A 12,542-nucleotide genomic window follows, 5' to 3' on the forward strand; every position below is an offset into this window, starting at 1 on the left:
TATTAATGCTCTAACGATCTGAATTTTTCGCGTAAGTGGTTACGAATACCAATCGCTGTGATATTCAGTGCAATAATCACCGTAACCAGTAGGAACGCGGTTGCATAAACCAAAGGTCTAGCAGCTTCAACATTCGGGCTTTGGAAGCCAACATCATAAATATGGAATCCTAAGTGCATAAACTTACGATCCAAGTGAATATAGGGGAAGTTTCCGTCAAGCGGTAGTGTTGGTGCCATTTTGACTACACCAACCAGCATCAGAGGAGCTACCTCACCCGCTGCACGAGCAACAGCAAGAATAAGACCCGTCATAATTGCCGGACTCGCCATTGGTACAATGATCCGCCATAAGGTTTCTGCTTGAGTTGCACCAAGCGCCAGTGAACCATGACGCACTGAGCTTGGGATCCGAGACAAACCTTCTTCCGTGGATACAATAACCACTGGCAAAGTAAGGATAGCAAGTGTAAGTGCCGACCAAATTACCCCTGGTGTACCAAATACAGGACTTGGCGCAGCCTCAGGATAGAAGAGCTCGTCAATTGACCCACCTAACATATAAACGAAGAATCCTAGACCAAACACCCCATATACTATGGATGGAACGCCTGCAAGGTTGATGACCGCGATGCGGATCATCTTAGTCACAGCGTTCTTTGCTGCATATTCATGAAGATAAATTGCGGCAATAACACCGAATGGTGTCACGATCACTGCCATCAACATAACCATAAATACCGTACCAAAGATTGCTGGGAATACCCCACCTTCGGTGTTTGCTTCACGCGGGTCATCGCTCACGAACTTACTGATTTGTACTAAGTAATGACCCACTTTGGCAAAAAAGCCCATGTCATTTGGAAACCAAACGTCCAACACTTGGTACAGAGGTAAAGTCACTTCTTCACCACGCATGTCACGTACCACAACTTGGTCACGCTTTGCCTGCTTTCTTAGCTCAAATAAACGTTTTTCGAAGACTTTGTAATCTTCGCGTAGCTCAGCACGGCGTGCATCTAGCTCTGCTAACTTTTCTGCTGTCAGTTCATTATCAAGCTGGTACGACTTTTCTTTTAAACGTAGACGTTCAAGCTCATAGTTAATGTGCCCGATTTCGCTATTTTGTAGGTCAAGCGCTTCGTCATTAAGGTCAACGGCACGCTCAACAAGCTCATGCAGCCTTTCAATTGGCTGGTCAGTTACTACTTTACCGTCTTCTAAAACGCGGGCAACATAGCCATAGAAATTACCATTTTTACTACGCTCAAATACTGCTAATTCTGCTGGAGTAGACTGGCTTTTGATGTCTGTTGATAATACCCAACGGAAATCAAGCTCTACATATTCACGATTACCCGTTTTAACGAGCAAACGCTCAATTTGATCGCTGTTGTAGCCTGAAAGGTCAAATCCAGCTGCTTCAAGGCGCGATTTTGGTACCATCTCGCGATCGTATATTTCACCAATTACCGTTTGCTTAGCAACCGAACCATCAAGATGCATCTCAACAACTTCTGATGGCCAAAAGAAGCTCAGTCCTTTCCACGCTATCATTGCAAGTAGTCCAATTACAGAAATCAAACTAATACTGACCGCGCCACCTGTCATCCAGATCCACGGAGAACCTGACTTAAACCACTGTTTTATCATGTCATGTCACTCCAATTACATTGAGCTGTACTTTTCACGCAGCTGCTGACGAACAAATTCAGCAACGGTGTTAAATACGAAAGTAAAAATAAACAATACAAAGGCAGCTAGGAACAGGATGCGATAGTGAGAGCTGCCAACTTCAGACTCCGGCATTTCCACCGCAATGTTTGCAGCGAGCGTACGCATACCTTGAAAGATACTCCAGTCCATGATTGGCGTGTTACCGGTTGCCATCAATACGATCATGGTTTCACCCACTGCACGGCCAAGACCCATCATTACTGCAGAGAAGATACCGGGACTTGCAGTAAGTAATACAACACGAACCAAAGTCTGCCACTGCGTAGCACCGAGTGCCAATGAGCCATTTGAAAGATGCTTAGGTACGCTAAATACAGCATCTTCTGCAATAGAGAAGATAGTAGGAATAACCGCAAATCCCATCGCGATACCCACTACCAGCGAGTTACGCTGATCGAATGTTAGCCCTAACTCATTGGTTAGATACTGGCGCACATTACCGCTAAATAGCCAAGACTCAACACCAGCGCTCATGGCAAATGAAATCCAGCCGACGATCAGCACAACAGGGATCAGCAAGATTGAATGCCAACCTTCAGGCACAAAGTGTCTGACTTTTGCAGGTAACTTAGTCCAACCAAATGCCGTTGCAATCATCGCAATTGGTAATAGCACCAATAAGGCAACCACTGCAGGTAGATGAGTTTCAATTAAAGGCGCTAACCAAAGACCAGCCAAGAAGCCCAAGATAACCGTTGGTAGTGCTTCCATTATCTCTACCGTTGGTTTCACCACGCGGCGCAATTCACTCGACATAAAATAGGCGGTGTAAATTGCTGACGCTAATGCGATTGGCACGGCAAACAGCATGGCGTAAAGCGCCGCTTTAATGGTACCGAACGAAATAGGTACTAATGAGAATTTCGACTCAAAGTCATCACTCGCAGAGGTTGACTGCCAAGTATAAGCAGGCTCCGGATACCCTTCGTACCACACTTCTTGCCACAGTGCAGACCAAGTAACTTCAGGGTGCTCATTGTGCAGCTCTACCACCGTTAACGTGTCACCGGCTAGTAACAAAGCCGCATTAGCGCGCGGCGCTACTGCAAACTTCTGTACTACTTTATCTGTGACTTTACCTTGCCATAAGTGCGCTTCACTGGTGGTGTAATACAAACCTAACTGACCATTTTCGTTGGTCGTGAAGAAAGTACGGCGATAGTATTCACTGAATAGTTTGACCTGTTTGCTCTTTGGTGTTTCAAAAGAACGGATTTTAGCAAACTGGCGTCCATCATCGGTATTGACTTCAAACCATTGTGAAACCTCACCATTGTCGTTAGCAAGCATTAACGAGTTTGCGCCCGCTAGTAGGTTCATATCGACTAAGTTGGCATTTTCCTCGTTTGCAGCAAGCAATTGGAATAACTCAACTTCAGAAGCATAGCGAGAGTCAAAAACGTAAACTTGGTTTGCTGAGCGAACAAATGTACGCGACGTATCGGGAGAAATAAGTAACTCATCAACGCGGCCATCAATATCTAACTCAGTACGCTCAACGGCCCACTCAACTTCTCCAGTAAACATGTTTTCTTCCGCAACAAAAGACGCAAAAATCACACGTTTATCCGCAGTTTGAGCAACTACCGCTGTTTTGTCTTCGAAGTGACTAAAGGCAAACTTACGAATTGCTTGCCCTTGTTCATCAACAATCAGTTGCTTCGCATTGAGTGGATAACTTAAGCGAGGGGTTAAAACACGTTGATTACCAGGGAAGCTTACCGTGAACATCGGCTTCACTAATTGTACCTGACCATTATCCAGACCGAATGCATATTGCCCTAGGAAAGGCGCACTCTCTGCAAATGATGTGATATTACCGTCGAGTGCAACATCTAATGTATCTAGCAATTTACCAGCGCCTTCACCTTTGATTTGGTAATAATCTACCGTTCCTTGGCTACCGAGTAAGTACGCAATTTCAGTTTGTTCTTCTACCCCTACTCCCAAATATGCTTTGTCTTGTGTAAGCTGAATATCCATACGCTTTTCAACCTTTGCCGATTCAAAGATTGGTTGAACAACATACAATAAGTAGAAGAAGATAAGTAAAAGTGCGACTAAGACCATTACTCCACCAGAAGTAATGCCAAATTGTGCAAACCTGTCTTTGAAGAGACGGCTTCTATCCGTTTTAAAGGATGGCTTTTGCGGATTTGAAGTCATCAATATACCCTTTGGTTTAAAAATTGGGGGTATTATATTTCATCAAGATGACAGTTGTGTTACACCTGAGACACTATTGAACTTTCTTCAATTGGCATTAGCCATCAAATTCATTATGAGAATAATGGAACTAATCGGCTCAAAAAATGCTCTGATTGTTAGCCTAGAGTAAATACATAAATTTCGTTGCATTTCTTTACATTAAGTGTTTATGGGCACTGGACAAAGTAAGTTTTTAGACTAGTCTAAATCATGCGCCGAATTCGTTTTTTCGCCTACGGGCGCCACAAAAAAAGAGACATGATATGAAGCAGTTAATATTAACACTTATAGGTAAGGACCGACCGGGTCTCGTTGAGGAAATCTCTTCCACTATTCTTTCCAACCATGGCAATTGGTTAACCAGTAACTTAAGCCACCTTGCCGGACAATTCGCAGGCATCGTGCAAGTTGAGGTTGCCGAAGAACATTTGCAAGAAATACAAGATGCGTTGCATAAATTGCCAGGGTTAGACGTTAGCGTTGAATCAGGCGAAAACTTGCCAGCACAGGATGAGCCAGATACATTAAATTTAATCATCACAGGTAACGATAGACCGGGAATTGTGCAAGAGCTTGCTACGGTTATTCGCCACAAGGGTGCAAACATCACACACTTAACCTCAAAACAACGTAGTGCACCGAACTGGGGACTGCCTATTTTCAGCGCTTTCGCAACTGTGACTTTACCTGCTGGCACGGTCAAGGAAAACGTAATTGAAGCACTCGAGTCAATCACCAGTGACTTGATCGTGGACATAGAAGAAAGCTAAAACCTACACTATACTCATGATAGTTGAATGACAAACACGACAGGCGCGTTGTGTTTGTCATAATTATGTCACACACCCTGCTTAAGCTGTAAAAATAAGCTGTACCTATGGAAAGAACCATGCAGGCCGTATCTCCAGAGCATAAAACTATCACGTACTTTGCCAAAGAATTAAGCTGGCTCTCTTTTAACGAACGCGTTTTACAAGAAGCCAAGGACCCAACCAACCCGATCATCGAGCGGATCCGGTTTCTTGGTATATTTTCCAATAACTTAGATGAGTTTTTCCAAGTCCGTGTTGCGGATGTAAAGCGCCGTATCTTATTAAATAATCTGCCTGATACCAATTTCGATGAAGATGAAGCGCTACTTGCTGACATTCAAAAGAAGGTGTTGGAACTTGGCAAAAAGTTCAATGCTATTTATGACCAGATCCTCATCGATTTAAATGAGCATCATATCCATATTAAGCAACCTGATGCGCTGTCTGACTTCCACAAAAATTGGTTGGCTAACTACTTTAAAGACCAAGTGCTGCCTCACCTATTACCAATGATGATTAACGAAAGTAAGGACTATTCGGACAACATCAACGACACTATGACTCACCTGTTTGTGGAGTTAAATGGTGAGAAGCAGCACCATGCCTTTTTGGAAGTCCCGACTGACCGTCTAAATCGTTTTGTCCAGCTACCACCAGAAAAAACCCGTCGACATAAAACGATTGTGTTGCTTGACGATGTTATTCGATTCTTTATTGCCGATGTGTTTAAAAGTTTCTTCAAATTTGACCGCATTGACGCCTATTCGATGAAGCTTACTCGAGACGCTGAATACAACTTAGATGATGAGCTTGAAGAAGGTGTGTTGGATACCATGTCCAAAGGCCTCAAGCAGCGCTTGTATGCCGAACCCGTGCGCTTAGTGTATGAAGAATCAATGCCGGAAGAAATGATCAAGTTGATGAAAAAGCGCTTAGGAGTAACAGGCCAAGATGCCATGATCCCAGGTGGTAGATATCGCAATTTCAGAGATTTTATGTCTTTTCCAAACGTTGGTCGTGGTTACTTAGAAAATAAGCCATTGCCGCCACTTAAAAGTGCTGCCTTTTCAAAATATAGCAGCGTCTTTCGCGCGATTTCAGTTCAGGATATTTTACTGTATTACCCCTACCATACCTTTAATCACATGCTGGAATATATCCGCCAAGCGGCGTTTGACCCCAGAGTGACACAAATAAAGGTCAACATTTATCGCGTGGCCAAACAATCTCGTTTAATCGCTTCACTGATCAATGCAGCAAAGAACGGTAAGAAAGTCACCGTGATGGTTGAGTTAAAAGCCCGCTTCGATGAGCAAAATAATATTGAGTGGGCAAAACTCATGAGTGAATACGGTATTAAGGTCATGATAGGCATACCGGCGCTCAAGGTACATAGTAAGCTTTGTGTGGTTCACCGCAGAGAAAAAGGCAAAATCGTAAAATACGCTCACATAGGTACGGGTAACTTCCACGAAAAAACCGCCAGGATTTATACTGATTTCAGTCTGTTTACCAAGCACCCTGATATCACGGAAGAATGCGATAGCGTATTTCGCTTTATTGAGAGTAGTTACCTGCCGTTTAGATTCGAGCACTTGATGATTTCGCCTATCAACGCGCGTAGCCAAATTCTAGCATTGATCGATGAAGAGATAACCCATGCCGAGCAAGGTCGAACAGGTAAGGTAACAATTAAGATCAATAACTTAGTTGATAAACAACTCGTTGATAAGCTGTACGAAGCATCGCGTAAAGGCGTCAAGATCCGCCTCATCGTACGCGGCATGTGTGCCCTTGTGCCCGGTATAGTGCAGTTTAGCGATAATATAAAAATCATAAGTATCGTCGATCGTTTCTTAGAGCACCCGCGAGTGATGATTTTCGACAACAACGGCGACCCTAAAGTCTACATTTCCTCTGCAGACTGGATGACTCGTAACCTCGACCACCGTGTTGAAGTTGGCACCCCCATTTATGCCGAACATTTGAAAAAGCTGATTATCGATATCATTGAGTTGCAATTTAAAGATCGCACTAAAGCCAGAATTATTGACGCCGAACAGAAGAATCTGTACGTTCGCCGAGGTAACCGTAAAAAAATTCGCTCTCAGATCGCGATTTATGACCATTTAAAAAAATGGGAGTTGCACCAATTAAATGAAGCGAAAGAATAACCGTTGAGGAAGAATATATGCGCGACTACCCTTCTATTGCCGCAGTGGATTTAGGTTCAAATAGTTTTCACCTTGTTGTAGCAAGAGAAGTAGATGGTCGCCTTCAACTCCTCCATAAAGAAAAGCAACGCGTTTACTTGGCTGCGGGCCTTGATGATGATTTCAATTTAAGTGACGACGCGATAGCCCGAGCATTGGATACGCTCTCGCAATTTGCGACGACACTACATGATTTTCCTAAAGAGTCCGTTCAAGTAGTAGCGACCTACACGCTACGAAATTGCAAAAACCTTAATTATTTTCTCGCTAAGGCGAAACAGGTTTTTCCATATCCAATCAATGTGATTTCAGGCCAAGAAGAAGCTCGCCTTATCTACCAAGGTGTCGCCAATCATGAACATGATAGTCATAACCGTTTGGTTATCGACATTGGAGGTGGCAGCACAGAGTTAGTTATTGGTCAGCACCTTACGCACAAACTGTTAAGTAGTCGCAATGTGGGCTGCGTAACCATGCAAAAAGCCTACTTTTTTGACGGAAAGCTATCTGCAAAGCGATTCAAAAAGGCAGAAATAAAAGCAGAGCAACAAATTGAGAGTATTACCGCAAGCTACCTAAAACTCGGCTGGAATACCGTTATCGGCACATCTGGTACCATTAAAGCAATTGCTGCTATGGTTAACGAACTAACCCAAGCCGATGAAATTACCCTGCCTATTTTGGAGCAAATTAAACAGCTATTTATTGATGCTGGGCACATAGACAATATTTCCTTAAAAGCACTACCTGAGGAGCGAAAAACCAGTATTGCAGGCGGCCTTGCTGTATTGATAGCACTATTTAGACAGTTAGGGCTCGAGCGCATGCGCCTTAGTGAATATGCATTGCGAGAAGGTTTATTGTTTGAAATGCATCAAACTGACGAGTTTGATATTCGCACCCGCACAATTAACACGTTCAGCGATCACTATAATATTGATAAGCAACACGCCGAAAATATTTGTGAAACCATCAAACTATTTACGACTCAACTAAAAGCGCACTGGCAACTATCCTCTTATGATGTCGAAATGTTATGTTGGGCAGCAAAACTCCATGAGGTGGGACTCGCCATAAACTCTTCTGGCATGCATAAACACGGTGCTTATATTGTCAGACATAGCCAACTTCCTGGCTTTACTCAAGCCCAGCAATTAAGGCTAAGTGCACTTGTACGCTTTTATCGAAAAAAGATAAAAACGCCAGAGTTAACAGAGTTAGTCAACGAAGAGCTAACACACTTTAATCGTATTTTGGCGGTGTTTCGCCTCAGCGTCCTAGTGAACCAAAAGCGCCAACAAGACCAACTTCCCGAGCTAAGTATCACAGCTGTTGATAACGCTTTGATACTTCACATTGCGGCTGAGTGGCTTGAATCACACTCGCTGTTTCAAGCAGATCTCGAGCAAGAACAAAACTATCTAAAAACAATCGGTATTCAATTTAACCTGAGATTTGGATAAGTATTACCAATAGCTAACTATTGGAAGGGAATTCAACGCCATTAGCGCTTAGATGGGCAGCTAGAAAGGCGCTAATTATCCGCAACTCCGATTACTTACCTTTTCACTTTGCCAGGTAAGAACTACTGTTCATCACCTGCCACAATAGAAAGGATCTCATCTGCATAAGCTCGACTAGAAAGCGCCATATCATAGAGGTAATTGGTCGGTGTTGCTGGTCTGATAGCTTGTAAAATAAGCTCAGCTTCTCGCCAATCGTTGCGCTCAATTTCGAACGCTAAACGTAGCGCTCCACCAAGTAAGCCTTGATAACTCAGTAACGCACTGGAAAGCGAATCATCGAGAGAAAACTCCGCTGCAATAACAGAAAGCTCAACATCAAGGATCACATCTAGGATGGACATAAGACCAAGCAAATAGCCAGTTTCCGACATTTCTTCGCCACCTGGCATTAAGAATGTTTCCACAAACTTGGCACGAGTTAAGCCCATTCTTGTCAGCTCACTGGGTTTATCTGAACCCAATTCGCTCAATGCCAGTATTTTAACAAACTGCCTAATTGCGTCTTCGCCTAAATACACAACAGCCTGAGAGATAGACTTAATTTCTAATCTATCTTCACCGGCTTTAGCATTCGCAAGTTTTAGCAATCGTGCAGTTAAACTCAGATCTTTGCTTACTCTTGTTTGTATTTCTTTGAAGCATAAAGATTTTTTCGCCGTTGCTTGTAGCAGCTGAAACACCACCATTTTCGATGGTTCAACGTTGCCATGGTTGAGCATTTCAGGTTTGGCGAAAAAGAAACCTTGGAAAAAGTCTGCTCCAGATGATTTGATGATCTCGAACTCTTCTTTTGTTTCGATACGCTCAACAATGATTTTAATATCCGGATACTGGCGCTTGAGCTTTTTTACCGCCATATTGGTTTTTATAATTGGCTGCTCAACCTCAATTTTGACGAATTCCATGAGTGGTAGCAACGGATCCCACTTTGACGTGCCGTCGTAGTCATCCAAAGCAAATCGATAGCCTTTCTCTATTAACTTAGTCACCGTATTCACAAGAGAAGGGATATTTTTAGAGCGCTCCACAATTTCCACCACAAGCTTCTGTGGCGCTAATAAGCTAGGTAATTCTTGCAGTAATGATTCGTCGGATAGATTTATAAAAGCGAGCTGCCCCGCAGCCAAACGCTCTACACCGATAAACATTAAGGAGTTAAAAAACATTCGCCCAGTCGCTTGCCCATCGCTTACCCCAACTGGGAAAGCATTGTTATCTGAGTCTCTGTAAAGCAACTCATAGGCAAAGACTTCTTGATCTGGCCGCAAAATGGCCTGTCTTGCAATATACTGCACTGCTGATTTACGTATTTCAGTCACCGGACCACTCATTAACATTCGTATCCTTTTTTAGATAAAAGGAAACCACGTGTCTCGGAGCGTATAATATGGTAACGCCCCGAGCAATAAAAAGTTTCGCTATTTTACAACACGTATAACCAAAAGTTACCAACTTATTAAACTAAGTCCTTATAAAGAGTAGGCTTTTAATTCACAGAACGCCAGTGGCTTGCCTGTCTAAGAAAAGTTAAGCTAAGATGAGTGCATGAAGCAAGTTTTGATCGTCTGGTTATTCGCCTTTGCCGGTTTGACTAAGGCTGAACAAGTCCCCTACTTAAAGTACAGTTTAAGTGGCTCGGGCAGCTTTTACCCGTATTTTACTCACAGCGAAGATGCACCAGGGATCCTGCCCGAAATGGTGGAAGCCATTTTGGTAAAAGCAAAGATCAGAGGCGAAAACCTGCTTCTCCCAGCGAAACGCACCAACTTTTATCTAGAGAAGCAGCAAATTGATTTTGATATCATCAGTCCAGATTGGCTGAACGAGCAGCAGAGGCAAGACGATAGATTTATCTATTCAGACCCCATCCTACCTATTAAAGAATATATTGTTACTCGTCAATCTCAACCACCTATATTAACCCTAGCGGGTATCGAAGTTGGTACAGTTAGAGGCTACTATTACCATGATGACCAAATATTCGAGCGGGTTGATTTTGCATCCGAAAAAGAGTTGCTGCAAGCCCTAAACCTAGGCAGGGTTGAACATATTATTATTGGCGATTTACCCGCACTATATTGGTCTGAACAACTTGGCATTGCTTTTAGCTTCAATCAACTACATTCAGAAGGGATGCTGCAGCTGCGGTTGTTAGGTAAGCATCATGGATTACTTAAGCGGATAAATCAGGCTATCGCACAGCTTAAACATTCTGGTGAAATCGAAAAAATAGCACAGCAGTATATTTCACAACTACCAATACATGCTAAAGGTGGCAGATAACATCTGCTCTGGACATAGATCAAGTTAAATGCATAAATTCTTCCCATAAATTGAGTATCAAGTGACGCATTTGGTATAATGGCACTTTTACAGCTTGGGAAATCATTATGACTATCGCTGCCGCGCTTGCTGAGCGCAGTAACAATCAATGTGAGCTCTGTACCTCAACGGATGGTCTCGAAGTATACGAAGTGCCACCAGTCGCCGAAGCACATTCTGACAAATGTGTTTATCTTTGTAGCCAGTGCAAACCACAGGTTGAAGGTCAACAGGATTTAGAAGCCAACCATTGGCACTGTTTAAACGATAGTATGTGGAGCCAGGTTCCTGCCGTTCAGGTTGTTGCCTACCGTATGCTTAAGCGCCTTGCGCCAGATAATGGCTGGGCTCAAGATGCATTAGACATGCTGTATCTAGAAGATGAGACTCGAGCATGGGCTGATCAAGCACTTGCAGAGGATGACGACCTTGTCCACCTAGATAGTAACGGAGTGAAGCTCAGCGCTGGTGACACAGTGACTTTGATTAAAGACTTGGATGTCAAAGGTAGTAGCCTAGTTGCAAAACGCGGAACTGCAGTACGTAACATTCGCCTTTCGCCTTCAAACCCAGAGCATATTGAAGGCCGTGTAGAAGGTCAAAACATCGTTATTTTAACGAAGTTTGTTAAGAAATAACTAGGCGCCCTAAGATAAACTGCTAAGTGTCTTCACTGTCTTATCAACTGGATAGCTTAGCAGTTTATTTCTATTCTTCGACTAATTGAATGCTGCGATAAAACGCACCATCATCCTCAGCCAATAGCGCAACCAATTCAGGCAACACTTTATCCATGGTTTTCTTTAAGGTCCAAGGCGGATTGATCACCATCATGCCAGAAGCCGTCATGCCTCGCTCTTGGGTATCTGCACGAGTAGCAAGTTCAAACACTTGAATATTGCGCACTCCAGATTCAATCAGGCTCGACTCCATTGCATCAATGCGTTCACGCTCAACAACAGGATACCAGATCATATACACACCTGAATCAAACTTTTTGTGTGCTTTTATGATGCTTTTGATCGCAACATCATAATCAGATTTAATCTCATAAGGTGGATCCATCAGCACGCAGGCTCTGCGTGAAGCTGGTGGCACCAATCCTAAAAGCCCTTTAAAACCATCACTACCAGTTACTCGCAGTGACTTTTTATGTGCTGTATTTTGCTTTAACAGCTCCAGATCTTTTGGATGTAGCTCAAAAAACCAGCCGTTATCCTGACGACGTAAGAAGTGTTCCGCCACCTTAGGAGAGCCGGGGTAATGGCTTAGTTTATCGCCTTCGTTAAAAGACTTGATTAATGCAACATAATCACTAATCGCTGACACTGATCCTGAATAATTCCATAGCTTAGCGATGCCTTGAAGGTACTCCTGAGTTTTTTGTGCATCATTGCTCGCCAGCTCAAAAAAGCCAGCACCAGAGTGCGTATCCACATAGTCGTACGGCTTATCTTTTTTAGTCATGTATGACAACGCTTCTGCCAATACTAAGTGTTTGATCACATCGGCAGGGTTTCCTGCATGAAAAGAATGTCGGTAACTGAGCATAACCCCGCCTTGATAAAAATAATAACAACACAGGTAAATAAACCTGAGCTAAATTTGAGCAATGATTCATCAATTTTTAACTTTAGACTGAATCACTTCTGAACAAAATATTCCAATATCGGCATTATCTCTTAAAAGTTGAGAAAAATCAGTAGAAAGTCGCGTAAACACTAG

Annotated in this window: 9 protein-coding genes; 5 read left to right on the top strand and 4 right to left on the bottom strand. The window is 43.1% G+C overall.

What is annotated here, in order from left to right; all coding sequences use genetic code 11:
• Nucleotides 1-2 precede the first annotated feature (2 nt).
• Both pstA and B1L02_RS16235 read right to left on the bottom strand, forming a co-directional pair.
• Complete coding sequence (pstA, locus tag B1L02_RS16230; protein ID WP_088531852.1) at nt 3-1,652, bottom strand: phosphate ABC transporter permease PstA; 1,650 nt, start codon at nt 1,650-1,652, stop codon at nt 3-5.
• Nucleotides 1,653-1,667: 15 nt separating this feature from the next.
• Complete coding sequence (locus B1L02_RS16235; protein ID WP_088531853.1) at nt 1,668-3,902, bottom strand: ABC transporter permease subunit; 2,235 nt, start codon at nt 3,900-3,902, stop codon at nt 1,668-1,670.
• A gap of 305 nt (nt 3,903-4,207) precedes the next feature.
• Between B1L02_RS16235 and B1L02_RS16240 the strand changes: the two genes are divergently transcribed.
• From B1L02_RS16240 to B1L02_RS16250, 3 genes are all read left to right on the top strand, one after another.
• On the top strand, nt 4,208-4,714 hold the full coding sequence (locus B1L02_RS16240; RefSeq protein WP_088531854.1) for a glycine cleavage system protein R: 507 nt from the start codon (nt 4,208-4,210) through the stop codon (nt 4,712-4,714).
• A 119-nt stretch (nt 4,715-4,833) separates the two neighbouring features.
• Nucleotides 4,834-6,930, top strand: a complete 2,097-nt coding sequence (gene ppk1 / locus B1L02_RS16245; protein ID WP_088531855.1) for a polyphosphate kinase 1 — start codon at nt 4,834-4,836, stop codon at nt 6,928-6,930.
• 17 nt (nt 6,931-6,947) lie between these two features.
• Nucleotides 6,948-8,432: an exopolyphosphatase gene (locus B1L02_RS16250; RefSeq protein WP_088531856.1), complete on the top strand. Its 1,485-nt coding sequence runs from the start codon at nt 6,948-6,950 to the stop codon at nt 8,430-8,432.
• Nucleotides 8,433-8,554: 122 nt separating this feature from the next.
• Here B1L02_RS16250 and B1L02_RS16255 read toward each other — a convergent pair whose 3' ends face one another.
• On the bottom strand, nt 8,555-9,832 hold the full coding sequence (locus tag B1L02_RS16255; RefSeq protein ID WP_088531857.1) for an EAL and HDOD domain-containing protein: 1,278 nt from the start codon (nt 9,830-9,832) through the stop codon (nt 8,555-8,557).
• Between the two features lie 208 nt (nt 9,833-10,040).
• Here B1L02_RS16255 and B1L02_RS16260 point away from each other — a divergent pair, with 208 nt between their 5' ends.
• Complete coding sequence (locus tag B1L02_RS16260; protein WP_088531858.1) at nt 10,041-10,778, top strand: substrate-binding periplasmic protein; 738 nt, start codon at nt 10,041-10,043, stop codon at nt 10,776-10,778.
• Between the two features lie 107 nt (nt 10,779-10,885).
• Nucleotides 10,886-11,455 carry a PhnA domain-containing protein gene (locus B1L02_RS16265; protein WP_010374208.1) on the top strand — a complete coding sequence of 190 codons (570 nt, stop codon included), beginning with the start codon at nt 10,886-10,888 and terminating at the stop codon, nt 11,453-11,455.
• Nucleotides 11,456-11,525: 70 nt separating this feature from the next.
• Here B1L02_RS16265 and B1L02_RS16270 read toward each other — a convergent pair whose 3' ends face one another.
• Nucleotides 11,526-12,368, bottom strand: a complete 843-nt coding sequence (locus tag B1L02_RS16270) for a 23S rRNA (adenine(2030)-N(6))-methyltransferase RlmJ (protein ID WP_088531859.1) — start codon at nt 12,366-12,368, stop codon at nt 11,526-11,528.
• Nucleotides 12,369-12,542: the final 174 nt, after the last annotated feature.

This window comes from Pseudoalteromonas piscicida (genome assembly GCF_002208135.1).
In the GTDB taxonomy this organism is placed as follows: domain Bacteria; phylum Pseudomonadota; class Gammaproteobacteria; order Enterobacterales; family Alteromonadaceae; genus Pseudoalteromonas; species Pseudoalteromonas piscicida_A.